This is a genomic window from Moraxella caviae, assembly GCF_002014985.1.
Lineage (GTDB): Bacteria > Pseudomonadota > Gammaproteobacteria > Pseudomonadales > Moraxellaceae > Moraxella > Moraxella caviae.
In genome coordinates this window covers 1-17,988 of record NZ_MUXU01000038.1, presented here as the reverse complement: position 1 = coordinate 17,988, position 17,988 = coordinate 1, and the positions used below count along the sequence as shown (strand labels likewise).

Annotated in this window: 17 protein-coding genes; 4 read left to right on the top strand and 13 right to left on the bottom strand. The window is 48.8% G+C overall.

Features of this window, described 5'->3' with window-relative positions; genetic code table 11:
• Positions 1 to 58: 58 nt before the first annotated feature.
• The 7 genes from B0181_RS06230 to hutC form a co-directional block, all read right to left on the bottom strand.
• Positions 59 to 1,396: a short-chain fatty acid transporter gene (locus B0181_RS06230; protein WP_078276652.1), complete on the bottom strand. Its 1,338-nt coding sequence runs from the start codon at positions 1,394 to 1,396 to the stop codon at positions 59 to 61.
• 216 nt (positions 1,397 to 1,612) lie between these two features.
• Entirely contained in the window at positions 1,613 to 2,251 is a 639-nt protein-coding gene (gene maiA / locus B0181_RS06225) for a maleylacetoacetate isomerase (protein ID WP_078276651.1), read from the bottom strand.
• An 85-nt stretch (positions 2,252 to 2,336) separates the two neighbouring features.
• On the bottom strand, positions 2,337 to 3,344 hold the full coding sequence (locus B0181_RS06220; RefSeq protein ID WP_078276650.1) for a fumarylacetoacetate hydrolase family protein: 1,008 nt from the start codon (positions 3,342 to 3,344) through the stop codon (positions 2,337 to 2,339).
• 127 nt (positions 3,345 to 3,471) lie between these two features.
• Positions 3,472 to 4,020: a VOC family protein gene (locus tag B0181_RS06215; RefSeq protein WP_078276649.1), complete on the bottom strand. Its 549-nt coding sequence runs from the start codon at positions 4,018 to 4,020 to the stop codon at positions 3,472 to 3,474.
• Positions 4,021 to 4,222: 202 nt separating this feature from the next.
• A complete protein-coding gene (panF, locus tag B0181_RS06210) occupies positions 4,223 to 5,680 on the bottom strand; it encodes a sodium/pantothenate symporter (protein WP_078276648.1) in 1,458 nt (485 codons plus the stop codon).
• A 72-nt stretch (positions 5,681 to 5,752) separates the two neighbouring features.
• Positions 5,753 to 6,040 (bottom strand): YhdT family protein, encoded by a 288-nt coding sequence (locus tag B0181_RS06205; protein WP_078276647.1) that lies wholly within the window; start codon positions 6,038 to 6,040, stop codon positions 5,753 to 5,755.
• 369 nt (positions 6,041 to 6,409) lie between these two features.
• The gene (gene hutC, locus B0181_RS06200; RefSeq protein WP_078276646.1) at positions 6,410 to 7,168 is read right to left on the bottom strand and encodes a histidine utilization transcriptional repressor HutC; all 759 of its coding nucleotides are present in this window, start codon (positions 7,166 to 7,168) and stop codon (positions 6,410 to 6,412) included.
• A gap of 314 nt (positions 7,169 to 7,482) precedes the next feature.
• Here hutC and alr point away from each other — a divergent pair, with 314 nt between their 5' ends.
• Positions 7,483 to 8,727 (top strand): alanine racemase, encoded by a 1,245-nt coding sequence (gene alr / locus B0181_RS06195; RefSeq protein ID WP_078276645.1) that lies wholly within the window; start codon positions 7,483 to 7,485, stop codon positions 8,725 to 8,727.
• A gap of 597 nt (positions 8,728 to 9,324) precedes the next feature.
• Here the strand turns inward: alr and B0181_RS06190 are convergent.
• Both B0181_RS06190 and B0181_RS06185 read right to left on the bottom strand, forming a co-directional pair.
• Positions 9,325 to 9,765: a hemerythrin domain-containing protein gene (locus tag B0181_RS06190; RefSeq protein WP_115338105.1), complete on the bottom strand. Its 441-nt coding sequence runs from the start codon at positions 9,763 to 9,765 to the stop codon at positions 9,325 to 9,327.
• Between the two features lie 86 nt (positions 9,766 to 9,851).
• Complete coding sequence (locus B0181_RS06185) at positions 9,852 to 11,219, bottom strand: ATP-binding protein (protein ID WP_078276644.1); 1,368 nt, start codon at positions 11,217 to 11,219, stop codon at positions 9,852 to 9,854.
• A 409-nt stretch (positions 11,220 to 11,628) separates the two neighbouring features.
• Here B0181_RS06185 and rpsP point away from each other — a divergent pair, with 409 nt between their 5' ends.
• The 3 genes from rpsP (at position 11,629) to trmD (ending at position 13,460) form a co-directional block, all read left to right on the top strand.
• Positions 11,629 to 11,874: a 30S ribosomal protein S16 gene (rpsP, locus tag B0181_RS06180; RefSeq protein WP_078276643.1), complete on the top strand. Its 246-nt coding sequence runs from the start codon at positions 11,629 to 11,631 to the stop codon at positions 11,872 to 11,874.
• A gap of 206 nt (positions 11,875 to 12,080) precedes the next feature.
• Positions 12,081 to 12,617, top strand: a complete 537-nt coding sequence (gene rimM / locus B0181_RS06175; protein WP_078276642.1) for a ribosome maturation factor RimM — start codon at positions 12,081 to 12,083, stop codon at positions 12,615 to 12,617.
• Positions 12,618 to 12,701: 84 nt separating this feature from the next.
• On the top strand, positions 12,702 to 13,460 hold the full coding sequence (trmD, locus tag B0181_RS06170; protein ID WP_078276641.1) for a tRNA (guanosine(37)-N1)-methyltransferase TrmD: 759 nt from the start codon (positions 12,702 to 12,704) through the stop codon (positions 13,458 to 13,460).
• 364 nt (positions 13,461 to 13,824) lie between these two features.
• Here the strand turns inward: trmD and B0181_RS06165 are convergent, their stop codons facing one another.
• The 4 genes from B0181_RS06165 to B0181_RS06150 form a co-directional block, all read right to left on the bottom strand.
• Entirely contained in the window at positions 13,825 to 14,802 is a 978-nt protein-coding gene (locus B0181_RS06165; protein WP_078276640.1) for a multidrug resistance efflux transporter family protein, read from the bottom strand.
• An 81-nt stretch (positions 14,803 to 14,883) separates the two neighbouring features.
• Positions 14,884 to 15,516, bottom strand: a complete 633-nt coding sequence (gmk, locus tag B0181_RS06160) for a guanylate kinase (protein WP_078276639.1) — start codon at positions 15,514 to 15,516, stop codon at positions 14,884 to 14,886.
• 243 nt (positions 15,517 to 15,759) lie between these two features.
• Positions 15,760 to 16,278: a protein disulfide oxidoreductase gene (locus B0181_RS06155; RefSeq protein WP_078276638.1), complete on the bottom strand. Its 519-nt coding sequence runs from the start codon at positions 16,276 to 16,278 to the stop codon at positions 15,760 to 15,762.
• Between the two features lie 135 nt (positions 16,279 to 16,413).
• Positions 16,414 to 17,808, bottom strand: coding sequence for an FAD-binding oxidoreductase (locus tag B0181_RS06150; protein ID WP_078276637.1), 1,395 nt, complete (start codon positions 17,806 to 17,808; stop codon positions 16,414 to 16,416).
• Positions 17,809 to 17,988: the final 180 nt, after the last annotated feature.

The window sequence follows — 17,988 nt, the reverse complement described above, 5'->3', positions numbered from 1 at the left end:
AGTTTACTAAAAAACTGATTTTATTGATAAAATTTACTTTCATGTCAATAACGGCTTGTCATGTTAAAAAGTATAAACCGCCTGCCATGATTGCGCCTGAAATGAAAAATATCATCAGACAATATCCCATGATGGCGCGTGCGTCTAGCCCTGCAATGCCTAGAAGTGGCAGCGCCCAAAACGGTTGAATCATGTTTGTCCAAGAATCGCCCCATGCGATTGCCATGGCGGATACACTGAGATCTACGCCTAAAGCTGCGCCAGCTGGCAGCATGATGACGCCTTGTACAGCGAATTGTCCGCCGCCAGATGGCACGAAAAAATTCACCAAGCCTGCGCTTAAAAATGCCAGCAATGCAAAAGTGTCTTGGGTGGCAAATTGCAAGAAAAATTCAGTAAATACCGTGCCAAGCGATGTGCCGTCTGCATTTTTGCCTGTTACCAGCCCCATGATGCCGCCGTAAAACGGAAATAGCAGCACAATGCCAGTAATGCCGCCAATGCCATTGCCAACCGCACGATAATACCGCTCCAGTGAGCCGTGCAACACAACGCCTGCAAACAAAAACAGCCCAATGACGATATTTAGCCCAATTTCTACGCCTTGTGTGAATTTGCCCACATAATACAGCAACGCCACCACACCAAGGATTGCCATGATGATGCGGCTGTCGTCCAAGCGTTCGGCAGGCGTGGTGGGTGTGGGCAGAGTGCTTTTGGTGGGTGCAATCAGCTTGGGGTCGATGGTGGTGGGCTTTTTGGGGTGCATAAACGCATTCATCAGCGGCACAATCAGTACAATCAATACGACAATCACCAGATTGTAGGTGCTAAAAATGGTCTGCGACAGTGGCACGGCTTGCATCAATGTGCCGCCTGACAAAGTGGCGAGCGTCTCACCGCCAGAGCTTAGCGTCAAAGGGATTGAACCTGATAAGCCGCCATGCCACACCAAAAACCCTGAATAAGCAGCGGCAACCAGTAGTGGATAATCCACGTTTGGTACTTTTTTGGCAAGTGATTTGGCGAAAATTGCACCAATCACCAGACCAAATCCCCAGTTGAGCAAACAGCCAATCATCGCTACAAATGTAACGACAAAAATGGCGGTGGTGGGGCGCGTAATTTTGCTTGCTAGAAAATCCAGAAAGTTTTGGACAATGGGTGCGTTTGCCAGCGCATAGCCTGTGATTAAAATCAGCGCCATCTGCATGGCAAAGCCGTGCAGCGACCACAGGCCATCGCCCCAATGCACCGCCATGGCGACGGGGCTTTGGTGTGTGAGTGTCATGCCAAGCAAAAAGGCGCAAAGAGTAAGCAGCACCGCAAAGCTAAACGGTGAAGGCAGGTAGCGATTGACAAGCTGAACGCTAAAATGAGTGAGTGTGCGAAACATGAGCAATCCTTTGCAACATTGATGGCTATCCTAGCCAATGCACAAGCCATAGCGTGAGTGATGGCGCGCAGGCAAGTAGGGCAATGCGTATCAAATCCGAACATAAAAACGGACACGCCTTGGTAAGTATATTTGATTGGTACGTTTTTGGCAAGCGATTGCTATGGAAATTTATCGTAAATTGGCATGCTTTGGCAGTCAAATACACAAGTGGATTCACTCCACAAAATCCGCCTGATTTTCAGGTTTGGCGGCGATAAAGGCAGGCTGGGTGAGCGCATACTCATAAATGCGTGTGATGATGGGAAAATCTTCCATCGCTATGCCATAGCGTTTGGCATTGTACACTTGTGGAATTAGGCAGCAGTCGGCAAGCGTAGGCGCATCATCAAAACAAAATTTACCTGCGCTATTTGCCAGCTGCTTTTCTAGTGCGCTAAATCCTTTGCGCACCCAGTGGGCGTACCATGTTTGTATGGTGTTTTCAGAGTGCGCCAGCTCATTTTTTAAAAAATTTAGTACGCGCAGGTTGTTAAGCGGGTGAATGTCGCAGGCGATGTGATAGGCAATGGATTTTACCGCCAATGCTTGCATGGAATCAGATGGCAGCAGGGGTGGATTCGGGTAAGTTTGCTCTAAGTATTCCAAAATCACAAGCGATTGTGATAACAACACGCCATCGGCGGTGCATAGCGCAGGCACAAGCGCTTGTGGATTGGCGGCGGCATAGTCGCCATGCTGCTCGCCTGTGCGCAGATTTACAGGCAGGCTTTCTACCGCCACGCCTTTAAGTGCAAGAGCAATGCGCACACGATAGGCGGCTGAACTGCGAAAATAAGTGTAGAATTTGTCCATAAAATTGCCTTAATGTTACCGTTTTGATTTGGCGAGCGTTATCGGTTTGGTGCTGATGACATAGACCAACCAACCGCGATTTGGCTTAGGCTTGGCGGTTGATGGCGTTTACCGTGTTTTTAATCGTGCCAAAAATATTTTCGTGGTTTTCATCAAACATCTCAATGCGCACGGTATCGCCATGTTTTAAAAATGGTGTTTGCGCCTTGCTTTCTATGGATTCATACATTCTTAGCTCAGCAAGGCAGCAGTAGCCCACACCGCCATGCTCAATGCTTGAACCCCATAGGCTGTCTTGTTTATTTGACACCGTGCCAGAGCCGATGATTGTTCCGGCGGCAAGATTTCTGGTTTTGGCGGCGTGAGCGATAAGCTGCCCAAAATCAAAAGTCATGTCTGTGCCAGCATTCGGCTTACCAAAAGGTTTGTCATTGATATGCACGACAAGCGGCAGGTGCAGTTTGCTGCCTTGCCAAGCGGTGAGTTCATCAGGTGTAACCGCCACAGGGCTAAAGGCGGATGCAGGCTTGCTTTGGAAAAACCCAAAGCCTTTGGCAAGCTCATCAGGGATTAAATTGCGCAGCGACACATCGTTCACCAGCATGACAAGGCGAATGGCTTTGGCGGCTTCGTCTGCGCTTGCACCAAGCGGTACATCGCCTGTGATGACGGCAACTTCAGCTTCTAAATCAATGCCCCAATCTTCGTGCGCTGTGATGTCATCATGCGGTGCAAGAAAGCTGTCCGAGCCGCCTTGATACATCAAAGGATCTTCATAAAAAGACTCAGGAACGCTTGCGCCGCGAGCTTTGCGCACCAGTTCAACGTGATTGATGTACGCTGAGCCGTCCGCCCACTGATAGGCGCGTGGCAGCGGAGAATGGCAGGCTGCTTCATCAAATGCTTCGCCTGTATTTTCGTTGGCATTGAGCGTGTCGTAAACTGCTTGCAGCTTGGGAGCGCAGTCTTGCCAGTGGTCTAGGGCGTATTGCAGTGTGGCGATGTCGGCGATTTTTTGGCAGCGTTGTAAGTCTTTGCTGACGACAACCAAAACGCCATCGCGTTCGTGGGTTTTTAGGGTGGCAAGTTTCATGGGTAATCCTTGAGCGTTGATGAATTTTGGGTTTTTAATTTGGCTTACTGGTTTGTTTTGAGCTGAGTGTTTTGAAGGTTAATGTTGGTAAGCCGGTTTTATTGAATTTTTCAATAAATCGCAAATATCAATCCAAGACTGGCGGCGGTGTGCCGTCATGAATCCAGCGTGCGTGGTTTGGCGCACGTTTGGTGGCTGCCCATTCGTCCAGCATTTGCCATTTGACCGCATCAAGCGCTTTGTCCATGGCGGGCGTGCTGGTCTGATAGGCAAGCTCAATGCGATGTCCATTTGGATCAAAGAAATAAATGCTTTGAAACAGCGTGTGATCCACAGGCCCAAGCACATCAATGCCGTCAGCGGTTAGTTTGTCTTTGACTGCCAGCATTTTTTCCATGCTATCAACGTGTAGTGCAAGGTGCTGCGTCCATAGTGGCGTGTTGTCATCTCGTCCCATTTCTGGCTTGGTGGGCAGTTCAAAAAACGCCAAAATATTGCCGCCGCCTACATCCAAAAAGATGTGCATATAAGGATCTGGCTCTTTGGTGGACGGTACTTGATTTTCGGCAATCGCAAGCACGAATGGCAGGTTGAGATATTTTTGATACCAAAGCACCGTTTCCTTGGCGTCTTTGCAGCGGTAGGCAACGTGATGAATGCCGTTCGTGATGGGCATGATACACTCCTTGTTTGAAAAGATGTGTTTATTTCATCAAAAAATTGACAGGGAGTAAATGGCAATTATTCGGATTATTTATCGGATTTTGCGATGAATTGTAATGTATTGGTTGGTTAAGCGCAGCCCAAGCCAACAACTTCTACGCATTAAAAACGCCTGCACCATCGGCGCAAGCGTTCATAAAAGGGTGTTTTGGCGTTTAGATGGTGTGCTGTTTACGCACACCCAACCCATTACCCACCAAAAACCCAATCAAACCCAGCACCAGCGCAGGCACGACCGCGTGCAAATCAAAAATCTTAATCTCAAATAGCGCAAAAATGATGTAGCTTGCCAATCCTGCCACCATAGAAAAAATTGCCCCAGTGGCGTTCGCCTTATCCCAATACAGACCCAGCACCAGCACCCAAAGAAACGTCGCTTCTAGTCCGCCAAAGGATAAAAGATTTAGCCAAATGAGCATATCAGGCGGATTGACAGCCGCCACGCCAGCCAAAATAAAGGTGAAAATCAGCGTAAAACTTGTGGAGTAGCGCCCAATGCGTTTTTCGTCTTGGGCGGCGGCAGGCTTGATGGCAAGGTATAAATCCTTAATCAGCGTGCTGGACGATTGAATCAGCATCGAGTCAATGGACGACATGATTGCTGCCATCGGCGCTGCCAAAAACACGCCAGCCACCACAGGCGGCAGCACTTGCATCATCAGCGCAGGAATCACCTTGTCAGGCACGTCCAAATCAGGAATCACCACGCGCGCCAGCACGCCTGTCAGGTGCATGCCCAGCACCAGCACCGCCATCACCAGCGTGCCAATCCACATACCACGGTGCAGCGCCGCGCTGTCCTTGTACGCCATCGCACGCATGGCAGTGTGCGGCAGCCCAATCAAGCCAAAACACACCAGCACCCAAAACGACGCCATAAAACTTGCCGACAGCTTATCGCCCACGCCTGCAGGCTTTAGCAGCGCAGGGTCAATAGCGGCAAGGCTTGCCATCGCTGTATCCACGCCGCCAACCGCCATCACCGTACCGCCCAGCAAAAGCAGCGTGCCAATCATCATCACAAGCCCTTGCACCGTGTCCGTCAAAACCACCGCACGAAAACCACCAATAAACGTATAAAGCCCCACCACCAGCGCAAAAACCATCACCGACAGCGCATAAGGAATGCCAAGCGTCGTTTCCAAGAGTCGCCCAGCGCCAATAAATTGCACCACCATCATGCCAAAAAACGCCAGCAACAAAGCCGCACACGCAATCCACACCACCACAGGATTTTTGTAGCGTGCCAGCAGTAAGTCATTGATAGTAATACTGTTTGTGCGTCTGGCGTGAATGGCGAATTTTTTGCCCAAGGCACCAAGCGTCAGCCAAATTGCTGGCACTTGAATCATGGCAAGCAGTACCCAGCCTAGCCCATAATGATACGCCGCCCCCGGCCCACCGATGAACGAGCTTGCGCTGACATAAGTGGCAACGGTGGTCATCGCCAGCACAAAACCTGACATCGAGCGTCCGCCAACGTAATATTCACTCAAAAAATTGCCCGCTTGCCGCTTACGATAGGCATGATACGCCACGCCAAAAACAAACAGCAAATACAGCACCAGCGGAATAAAAATCTCAATATTAAAAGCAGTCGTTTCAAAAGTCATGGCGTTTCTCTGGGTGTGGCGATGGTATTTTTATAAATAATTGTTTCTATTGATTATTTCTATTGATTATTTCTATTGATTATTTTTATTGATGGTTTTATCGTTTGGCTGTGTCCCATCGTGTGCAGCAGCGTCCAAATCCAGCGGCTGATACACGCGTTTTAGCACCACAAAACTAACAAACAAAAACAGCAGCGGCAAATAAAAACAGCTGGCTTCAAACCACAAAGGAAAGCCAAAAAATCCTGCGCCATCAGGGCTAAAATAGGCGGCAATCACCCAGCCGATCAGATAAAAGACGGTTAAAATCACAGCCCACATCGCTTCTTTGGCGAGTTGGTGTTCTTGGGATTTGGTCATGACAACTCCGTTGTTGGTGTTGGCTTGTGTTATCGGTTTGTAATGGCTTGCAATTTGCAAGGGCGGCTTGCAAGACGGTTTGTAAAGTGATTTGCCATTGCAAGCTGCGTAAAAAAACAGGCTAGTTTAGCACAACTTATGGCGTAGCGTGGCGATTTTTAAAGAAATGGCGGTGAATTGGGCGCGAGGCGGATTTGAGCTGGGTTTGGATTGGGTTTGTGGTGAATTGTGAGCGGTGAATTGTAGGCGGTGAATTTTGAGTGATGGGTTTAAAATGGCGGATTTAAAAAAAGAATTTGCAAGCTGGGGCAGAATCCAGCTTGCGTTTGTTGTTGGTTTAAGTGGTTTGACGTACGAATTGTGGCGCAGTCATTCCAGCGTGCCAGTGAAACTAAAATTTGCGCCATTGTGCCACATTTGCACCAGCGTAACCACAAGCTCGCCTGAATAAGTGTGGCGGCGCAAGCACAAGGCAGGCGCACCCGCAGGCATGGCAAGGCAGCTTGCGATGTCGTCAGGGCAGGCGAGCGCTTCAATGGTGTAAAGTCCACGCACCAGCGGCGTTTGAGCGATGAGATAGTTGCTGGTGCTGACGATGTTAAAATCTTGTTCGGCAAATTTTGGTACAAGATTCAAATCCACCCAGCGTCTTTCGTATTGCAGCGGCACATCATCACCAAAATGCACCACGTCCACACGATAGGGCGTTTGCTGTGGGGTGAAAAGTTTTTGCGCTTCGGCGGGCAGAGTGTTGTACGCTTGTGCGCCACCGAAAATTTGCTTGGCGTGGTAGCGTTTGCCCATGCGCTCAATGTCTTCGGCGATGCTGTGCACGGTAACGAAAGTTTGGCTAAATTGCTTTTGAATAACGAACGTGCCTGCGCCTTGTTTGCGCTCCAGCACGCCTTCTATTGCCAGTTCTTTGACCGCGCGATTGACCGTCATGCGAGACACGCCAAAGGTTTCGGCAAGCTCGTTTTCGCTGGGAATCATTGCGCCTGTGCGCCAGCGGCCATCGTGAATGTGCGCTAAGATGTAGCGTTTGATGCGTTCGTACACAGGTACGCTGGTTTCGTCCGTGGTTTTGCAGATGGGTTCGGTGTGGGTGCTTTTGTTGTAAGTTGTCATGGCTGGCTTCGTGTGCTGGCTGTTTGGCGGTTTTTGCTTGCAATTTAAAGTAAATTTGCAAGCGGATTAAGTAATACAAGGCAAATCCAAACTTGCAAATGGTCAATTTTACCCAAAATGCAAGCAAATGAATTGAACGCCAATCATACTAAAAACACGGTTTGCTTGCAATTTGGTGAATAAATGTTCGTAATTTTGCCAAAAAATCATGCCAAGCGCAATATATATCGCACACAATGTAAAAGCTGTGATAAGATAGGGTGATTTTTTAACATTTGGCAAACAATTTTAATAAGCTGTACAAGGAATAAATGATGAAATTTGCTCAATTTTCACCAGTCGCCACACTCAAACCCACCCTACTCGCCGCTGCCATCGCCTTGGCAAGCACCGCCACCGCTGCGCCGCCACTTCAGACTTTTGGCAATTATGACATCAGCCAAGCCAAATCAGCGAACGCATGGCTGGAAGTGGACGTAAGCGCCTTTGAAAATAACGTTGGTCGCCTGATGCGTGAGCTGGACGGCAAATCCAAAGTCTGCGTCATCATGAAGGCGGACGCCTACGGCAACGGCATTGATTTGCTCATGCCAAGCGTCATCAAACTTGGCGTGCCGTGCATTGGCATCGCCAGCAACGAAGAAGCACGTGTGGCAAGGGCGCACGGCTATCAAGGCGTGATTGCGCGTGTGCGTGCGGCAAGCATTGATGAGATTGAAGCGGCGCTGCCTTACCAGATGGAAGAGCTTATCGGCAATCTAAACCACGCCAAAGCCCTAGACGCACTGGCGGCAAAGCACGGCCAAAAAATCAAATATCATCTGTCGCTCAACGCTGGCGGCATGGATAGAAACGGCTTGGATTTGGCAGATGGGCGTGGCAAGGGCGATGCGCTGCAAATCGTGGCATTGCCAAACCTTGAGCTGACGGGCATTATGACGCATTTTGCGGTGGAAGATGAAGATTTTGTGCGCACGGCTTTAGCGCTGTTTAATGAGCAAAGCAGCTGGTTGATTGACACCGCCAAACTTGACCGCAGCAAGCTGACATTGCACGCTGCCAACTCATTTGCCACCATTGCCGTGCCAGAATCTCACCTTGACATGGTGCGCCCGGGCGGCTTGGTGTATGGCGATACGATTGACGCCAAGCCCGCTTATGAGCCTGTCATGAGCTTTAAATCGCGCGTGGCGGCGGTGCATTTTTATAAGGCTGGCACGAAAGTCGGCTACGATGGCACGCACACCTTGACACGCGATTCGTATTTGGCGAATTTGCCGTTTGGCTATTCGGACGGTTATCGCCGTGCGTTCACCAATAAAGGTGTGGTGCTGATTCGTGGGCATCGCGCGCCTGTGCTGGGCAAAACGTCCATGAACACCACGATGGTGGACGTAACCGATTTTCCTGACGTGGTGGCGGGTGATGAAGTGGTGATTTATGGCAAGCAGGGCGCAGGCGAGATTACGCAGGCGGAAATAGAAGACATCAATGACGCATTGCTTGCTGATTTGTACACCATTTGGGGCAATTCAAATCCAAAAATCAAAAAGCCCTAAATTTGATTGAATTTCACCGAAATTCACCGCAAAACCCAGCCAAATTGGTTGGGTTTTTCGTTGGTAAAATGAGATAAAAAGCGATTTTTACCATGTTTTAAGAATTGATATGATGATAAATTTTGATGAGTTATCCACAGATTTTAGCATAAAATCTTTATCAATTTCGTGGAACATCATGCGTGCGATGATTTGAAAAAATTGCGATTTTCTGTGTCTTTATAAAAAATATCAATTATTTATAAATAATTGATTTTAAAAGATAAAATTTATCAATGTGTCATAATGATGACAAATTACAATCACGCTGCAAGCACCGAATGATAAAGGCTTGGGCGGATAAAATCACGCCATTTCCACAAAGTTATCCACAGATTTTGGGGATAAGAATTTTAAGGCTTGGCAAGGCTAATAATGGCAAGGCTTGGCGATATTTTTGGCGAAAACTGGGCGACAGATTGATAAATGTATCAGGGTGAAAAATTGAGCGATATTTTGGATTTGCACCAAAAATATCCGCGCACACAAGGTGTTTCACGCAAAATTGGCGTGCTGTATTGACGTGCGCTTTTTTTGGCGTATCGCTTTTGTGGCGCGTTACTTTTTGGCGGCATCGCTGCTGGCAGCGTACAGCGCTTGTAGTTCATTGTTGTCAAGCACCGCTTGCGCCACAGGGAAAACTTCACGCTCTTCAAAGCGGATGTGGTCGTGCAGTGCTTGCGCCAATTTACGCACATCGGCAGCGGTGGGTGCAGAAATTTGCAGCAAGGCTTCAATTTCATTGTGCTGTTTTAGCATTTCATTGGCTAGGCGCACGGCTTCATCGCTGGGCAATTTGGCGAAAATCACATCGGCAATGCACTCTTTTTCTGTGGCAAAATGCGCAGGAATTTGCGTGGTGAGATAGTCGGTGAGTGCTTGCCAATGCTCGGCAATGCCCGCTGCGTCATCATCAGCAAGGCTTGCGGCACGGCGAGATAGCACCAAGCCCAAATGATGCTCACGAGATAAAGGCTGCAGGCAAGGGTGGCGTTTCATATTTTCTCCCAGTTTTTCTTGTTTTGTGGTTTTGATGGTGTCAAAGTATGCTTGTTTGGCAAAGTGGCTTGACTGGGCAATCACAATCACTCATCATCACTGCCGTCATGCGCTCTGGTCAAAAGCGGAATCAGCACGCTGACTTGCAAGCCGCCATCTGGGTGGTTGATGGCCTGTACCGTGCCTTGGTGTAGGCTGGCAATGCGGCTGACGATGGCAAGCCCAAGTCCGCTGCCTTGTGTGGTGCGGGCGGTTTCCCCACGTTCAAAAGGCTGCATGATGCGCTCAAGCTGGTCGTCCGCCACGCCTGTGCCTTCGTCCTTGACGCAAATGATGAGCGTGGGGTGTTCGCCTTCTGTGTCGCTGGGTTTGATGTAAGCGTTTAGGTGGATGGGCTGCTCGCCATAGCGAATGGCGTTGTTCACAAGGTTGATGATTAGCCGCTTGATGGACAGCGGACGCACGGGCACATCTTCGGTGAGCGTGCTTTCGTAAATGAAGCGTGTGCCTGTAAATTGCACCATGATTTCTTTGAAAATCGTTTCAAGATTGGTCAGGCGCACAGGTTCGTCCGAGCCGTCTTTCATAAAGGAAATGAACTGCTCTAAAATCGCGTCCATGTCTTCAATGTCATACACCAAACCTTCACGGAAAAATTCGTCAGGCAGCATTTCGGCAGTCAGGCGCATTCTGGTGAGCGGCGTGCGTAAGTCGTGCGAAATCCCAGCCAGCATGATGGTGCGCTCTTTTTGCGCTTGGCTAAGCGTGGTAAAAAGGCGATTAAAAGCGGTATTCACTTGGCGAATTTCGCTGGGGCCTGCCTGCGTGGGCAAGGTGGTGGCGTGTCCTTGGGAAATGTAGTCGCTGGCGGCACGTTCCAGCTTGCGCAAAGGGCGGTTAAGACCCCGCACAAGAATAAAAATGGTGAGTAAAGTCAAAAACGGCAAGCCAAAAATAAAACCCGCCAAAAGCCCTGTGCTGTACTGCGAATAATGCGTAACAGGCTCGCTCAGCCAAATGTCGGCATTGGCACTGTCTTGCACCCACAGCTTTGGCACAGGTTTAAATTTAAAATACACCTGCACGCTGCGCCCTAAGTCTGCCCCAACTTCCGCCGCTAAGATGTCCGTTACGCTGCCGACAAACAGCTTGTCGGTTACGTCTGGAAAATCATCAGGATTGCGCACGATTTGCAAGTGGCTTTCTTGTTCAATCCACGCCAGCACGTCCGAATCGTCCTGCCATTTGGCGCGTGCATTATCAATCAGGCGAATTTCACTGGCAAGATAACTGGCGTGATTTTTAAGTTCTGGTAAATATAAACTTCGCCAAAACAGCCAAATTGACAGCCCAACACTGGCAAAAACGATGAAAAAAACCACGATGATGGTCTGCCATGTGTTTGAATAAAAGCGGCGGCGCGCCTTGGCAAGTAGGGTGTGAAATGCGCTCATGAGTATTCCTTGTGTTTGCGACATTGTAGCACAAATGCGCTGCGTGGGTGAAAACTCAAGCATAAAATTGGTGTGAAATTGGCGTAAAATTAGTGTGCAATCAGTGCAAAAGTTGGTGTGAAATTGCTGCGAAAACCAAAATAAAATCGCCAGTAGATTTACCATCAAAACTCACCGCCAGCATTCAGCGGTAAAATTACGCCAGCCGCCATCAAATTTCACGCCATTTACCAAAAATTTACGCACATTGATGAAATTTGTCTTTGCTTTGTGCTAAAAATTTGCTATAATTGGCTGATTTAATGGTTCTGCGCCACGGCTCATCCTCAATTTAGGCGGTGGAACGATTATAATACTCTTGCACCATACCCATTTATTGAAATTTTTTACGAATTTTTGAGAGAATATCATGGTTGTAATTCGTCTAGCCCGTGGTGGCGCAAAAAAACGCCCATTTTACCAAGTTGTTGTTGCTGACAAGCGCGCTGCTCGTGATGGTCGCCACATTGAAAAAATCGGCTTTTTCAACCCACTAGCTCGTGGTCAAGAAGAAACTTTCCGCATTGACCTAGATGCATACAATGCGTGGATTGCAAAAGGCGCACAGCCTTCTGACCGTGTAGCGCAACTTGTAAAAGCAAAACAAGCTGCTTAATACACGCCTAAGTCTTATTTAGGCAAGGCGTCATGCCGAAAGTCGGTTTGCGTGGTTTTGCGAAAGCAAAGACGCAAGCCGATTTTTATTGCCTGTGTTTTTGTTGGTTTGGGTTTTGGATTGTTGTCAAGTTGATAAATAACGGCAATTTTTAAAAACCAAACCAATAAAAATACCAACGCAAACGATACTTGTGGGGAAATACCATGACTGCAACTGCGCCCAACGCTGACCAACTGATTAAAATCGCCACGCTCAAAAAGCCTTATGGCATTAAAGGCTGGCTGTGGGTGTTTAGCGACACCGACAACCGTGCTGATGTGTTTGCTATGCAGCCGTGGTGGATGAAGACGGCAACTGGCTTTAAGCCTTTGACGGTAACGAATTGGCGTGAGCAAGGTCAGGGCTTGGTGGCAAGTTTTAAAGAAGTGCCAGACCGCAATGTCGCAGAAACCATGAATGGCGTAACGGTGTGGACGGAGCGTGCCAATTTGCCTGCGCTTGATGAAGAAGAGTATTATTGGTCGGATTTGGTGGGACTTGTCGTGGTGAACGAAGCAGGCGAGACGCTGGGCAAGATTAAAAATTTATTTGAAACAGGCGCGCACGAAATCATCACCGTTGCACCAACGGCTGAGAGCATTGACAACGAAGAACGGCTGATTCCTTGGCATAAGGACGTGGTGCTAAAAGTGGATTTGGCAGCGGCAACGATGCTGGTGGCATGGGGCGCGGATTATTGATGCGTGCTGCGTGCTAAATTGCGTACGCATTTTTATAAAATTTTCTTTAAAATTTAACAACATACAAACCAAAAAGGCAAAGCGATGTTTTTTGCGGTGATTAGTATCATGCCTGAGATGTTTCGGGCGGTGAGCGATTTTGGCATCACGAGTAGGGCGCTGGCAAAGGCGCAAGTGGTGCTGCACACCATCAATCCGCGCGATTTCACCACCGATAATTATCGCCGCATTGACGAGCGTCCTTTTGGTGGTGGGCCGGGCATGGTGATGATGGCAGAGCCGCTAGAAAAGGCGGTGCTGCACGCTAAGGACTTGGCGCGCGAGCATTTTAGCCGCCTTGGGCGTGATGATTATCACTGTCCTGTGGTGTATTTATCGCCCCAAGGTGAGCGTCTGGACGAGCCGATGGTGTGTGAGCTTGCGCCACTTGATGGCATGATTTTGCTGTGTGGGCGTTATGAAGGTGTGGACGAGCGCTTTTTGCGCCGCTATGTGGAGCGTGAGATTTCCATCGGTGATTATGTGCTGACTGGCGGCGAGCTGCCTGCGATGGTGCTGATGGACAGCGTGATTCGCCGCTTGCCAAATGTCATGCAGGACGACAATTCTGCGCTGGAAGACAGTTTTGTAGATGGCTTGCTGGATTGTCCGCATTATACCAAGCCGCACGAATTTCACGGTGAGCGTGTGCCTGACGTGCTGCTGTCTGGACATCATGCCAACATCGCCAAGTGGCGTTTTTTGGAGCAGGTCAAACGCACCAAAGCACGCCGTCCTGATTTGTGGGCGGCATTCACGCCAAATAAAGAGCAAAGCCGCTGGCTAAAAGCGCTGGACGATTGAGCGAAGTTTGATGGAGTGAAAATTGTCAGCTGGTAAACTGGCTGGTAAACGGGTTGGTAAATTGATTTGCAGACTGATTGATTAAGCTGGGCTTGTGTAATGCAGCCCAACTTTTTTGTGCCAATTTTTGCGACAGCTTTTTATGGCAACTTTTTGAATTTGTTAATTTTTTAATTTTTTAAGGAAAACCCAACTTACAGCCCATCATTTAAGCAAAATCATCAGTTTGTTTGGTAAAAAAACCGCAAGCTGAATTGGCACAACAACCCAACAACTGCACAAAAAATCACCATCAAATGCTGGATTTTCGCTTTATTAAGTTCAATTCATAAAATAAGCTCATTTTCTAAGCCTATTTACTAAACTAATGTTCTTGCATTTTGGCAAACCACGCCAAGCCCACAACCACCATCACAAGCCCTGCGCCGCTAAGTAAAGACGGTAAAGCTGTGCCAAGCAGTAAGGCGCTGCCAATGATGGCAAAAATCATCTCGCCAGCCTGCGTGGCATCAACCGCCGCAATCTGTGCGCTGGTCGTGGCGTGGCTGCGCGCGTATAAAAACACGCTTGTGGCAATCACCCCAGCAAACAGTGCCACCAAAAAGGTATTGATAATCTGTGCGCCATCAGGCAAAGACGGCATGACGATACCGCCAAGCACCGCCCACAAAGGCAGCGAGCCTGTCGTCAAAAGCCACACAATGTGTAAGGGATTGTTTAAAAGCGGTGAGCGAATGGCAGGAATGTGCTTGCCGATGGCGTGGCGACTAAGTCGTGGCATGGGATTTTTGGCGTACCATGCCAGCTGATTGCCAATCGGAAAGCAAAACCCAGCCATGAGCGCAGGCAATGCGCCAAACAGCAGCAGCTCGCTTAAGTTTGTCGATGTGCTGCTGCGTGCGCCTTCGCCAATATTGGCAATCGCCACGCCCAGAAAAATTAGCAAGCTGGCAAACAGCACTGGCAGGCGAATGCGCTCGCCAAATACCGCAAGCACCAGCAAACTTGCCACGACCGTTGATTGAAAAGTGGCGGCAATAATCCAGCCGGGTGCGTGTTCTGCGCCAAAGCACAAAAACGCATAAAATCCGCCAAAGCCGATACCGCCAGCCACACCCCAAAATTTGATGTGCGTGAAAAATAAGCGCACAAGTCCGCACAAATTCGCCCAGCCGCCACGCCTTAGCAAAATAATCACGCTTAGCAGCAGCCACATAAAAATATAGCGACCGCTTGCCGACCAAAACCAATGCCCGCCAGACTTTGCTATCATTTCGTTCAGCACAAAAGTAGTGCTAAAAAATAGTGCAGCAAGCAGTCCGATGAAAATTAGGCGCAGCATGAGTGTCCTTATTGAGCTGATCAGTCCCTAGGTTTAAGGTTTGGGTTTTAAAGTTTTGGATTTTGGGTTTAATTTGCCAGATTAGGGCGTCAGCAAATCAGCAATCATCGCAGCATGGCGTGTGCGCTGTTTGGCGGTGCGCAGGCGTTCGGTGATGATGATGCCTTGCAATTCTTTAAGTGCGGTGGCGAAATCATCGTTAATCACCACAAAATCAAAATGCGTGTGCTGTGTCATCTCGGTGATTGCGCCTGCCAGACGCTTTTCAATGACTTCTTTGCTGTCTTGCCCACGGTTTGATAGGCGGCTTGCCAAGGCAGCGCGACTTGGCGGCAAAATAAAAATCATCACCACGTCATCAAACTTTTCTTTGACTTGCAATGCGCCTTGCCAGTCAATCTCCAAAATCACGTCCGTGCCAGCGTCCAAAAGGCTTTGCACGGCGGCTTTGCTTGTGCCGTAATGATTGTCAAAGACGTTGGCGTGCTCTAAAAATGCGCCTTCATCAATCAGCGATAAAAACTCATCTTTACTCACAAAAAAGTAATGCTCGCCGTGCGTTTCGCCGGGGCGTGGCGCGCGTGTGGTGTGTGAAATGCTCACTTTTAGATTGTCGGTGGTGGCAAGTAGCTCTTTAACAAGGCTGGTTTTGCCTGTGCCAGACGCTGCGGTGATGATGAATAACGTACCTTTTGCTTGGGTTTGTGCGCTCATGATGTGCCTTTTTGTGAAAATTTGGGTTGTTAAAAACTAACAAGTTTTGATAAATGATGGCAAGTTCAAACCTTTATTATAAGTGGCGGCTGGACGAAACTCAATGATTTTATCGGCTTAAAAGTCAGTTGTTGCTTGCGTGATTGGGGTTTTGCGCCAGTTTTCATGCCGGTTGTTGCGCCAATGTTATGCCAACCACCACATCAACCATCGCTCAATCGCCACTCCAATCACTGCCAATCATCACGCCAAATTCGCCCACCAAAGACGTAAACGCAGCGACCATAAAGGCGCAATGCCTGTGAAAGTTTGCACCGCTTTGCCGTCTTTGATGATGGCAAACGATGGCGTTACTTGCCCTTGCCAAGTGCGAAACATCTCGCCAGAATCGTCATTGAGCGTGGCAAAAGTGTAGCCGTGCGCATTTAAATAAGCGCCCAGCTCGGCGTCATCGCCAGACGCCACCGCTACCGTGATGACGGGCTGCCCATCGGCGTGCAGGGCTTGAACGTTTGGCGATGTCAGGCGGCACACGCCGCACCACGTTCCCCAAAAGTACACCAGCATGGCTTCATCGTGGCTTTTGGCAAGTAAATCCGTGCGCTGACCGTCTGCGTTTGTGATGGCAAAGGCTGGAGCGGCTGGGGCGGCAGGCGCGCGCCAAAAATTCACCGCCGTATAAATGGCGAGAAACATCAGCGCATACAGTAGAAGGTTTTTAAGCAAGGATAAAACTTTATGGGCGGGTTTGGCTTGGGTCATTGTTGGTTTTGGTGTTTAAAAGGTTGATAAACTTAGTAAAGTTAAAGCTAGGAAAAACTTAAGAAAAACACGGCTTGAAAAAGTTTACAAGCCGTGCTGAGCTGTGTCAATCGCACAAGTTTACGTCAATTACCATCACACATCAAAAATCTTACCACGATTCATGATGTTATTTGGGTCAAACACCGCTTTGACGGCTTTCATGTAGTCAATTTCTGCTTGCGAGCGTGTGTAGTCCAAATATGGCTTTTTGGTCATGCCCACGCCATGCTCGGCACTGATTGAGCCTTTGTATTTTTTCACCGTGTCAAACACCAGCGTGTTCACCGTTTGGCATTTGGCGAAAAATTCGTCTTTGCTTAGGTTGTCTGGTTTTAGGATGTTTAGGTGCAAATTGCCATCGCCAATGTGTCCAAACCAGCAGATTTCAAAGTCTGGGTAGTTTTCTTTGACGATGGTTTCAATGTCAGCGATGAAATTGCCCAAATGGCTAATCAGCACCGACACGTCGTTTTTATAAGGGGTGAATACCGAAATCGTCTCAGAAATGCTTTCACGCAATTTCCAAAGTTCGTGCAGCTGCCCCACGCTTTGGCTCATCACGCCATCTTCAATCAAGCCGTCTTCGGCGCAATTTTCAAACACGCCCATTGCCACGTCCAGCACGTCATCGCTGAGCGCTTCAAATTCTAGCAGCACATAAAATGGCGTACGGCTGTCAAATGGCGGCTTGGCGTGTCCTGCAGCCAGCACTTTATCCATCGCCACGTTGTCAAAAAATTCAAAAGCGGTGAGATTGAGCGCCTTGCCAAAGCGGTCAAGTAGGGCGACCACGCTGTTAAAATCAGGCACACCAAGCACCATGGCGGTCAAATTGACAGGCTGTTTTTCCAGCTTAATCAAGGCTTTAGTAACAAAACCGAGTGTGCCTTCTGCGCCGATGAACAGATGGCGAAAATCATAGCCTGTGGCGTTTTTAAGCATACCGCCGTTTAGCTCTAGGATGTCGCCTTTGCCTGTTACGACCGTCAAGCCTAGGATTTGGTTGCGTGTCATGCCGTAGCGAATCACCTTGATGCCGCCTGCGTTGGTGCCGATGTTACCGCCGATTTGGCTTGAGCCGCTGGAGGCAAAATCCACCGCATAGTACAAATCTTTGCTTTCGGCAAATTCTTGCAAGGCTTTGGTAACTACGCCTGCTTCCACTTCCACCATGCGGTCAGCTTCGTAAAATGTGCCGATGGCGTTCATGCGATCAAAGCTCACCACCACTTCGCCATGCGCCGCCACCGCGCCTGCCGACAAGCCTGTGCGTCCGCCGCTGGGTACAAGTGGCGTGCCGTGTTCGTTGGCAAGTTTGACGATGGCAGCGACTTCTTCGGTGGTTTTTGGAAAGACGATGGCGCTGGCGTCTGGCGCAAAGTGCTTCGTCCAGTCCTTGCCCCAGTTGTCTAGGCTGTCTGCGTCAGTTTTGACGGGGATTTCTGGCAAGGCTTGGCTGAGTGCGGTCAAAAAGTTTTGTGCGGTCATGAAATTTCTCGGTTGTTGGTAAATGTGGATATGATAACAGATTTTGCAAAATGCGTGTACATTATTCGGCAAACTTAGGATTTGTGGTGAGATTTTTCAAGCTGATCAACCACTTTGGCACCCACCAAATCCCCAGTAACATTACCACAAGTAAAAATCATGGGGCTGACGTAGATAAAG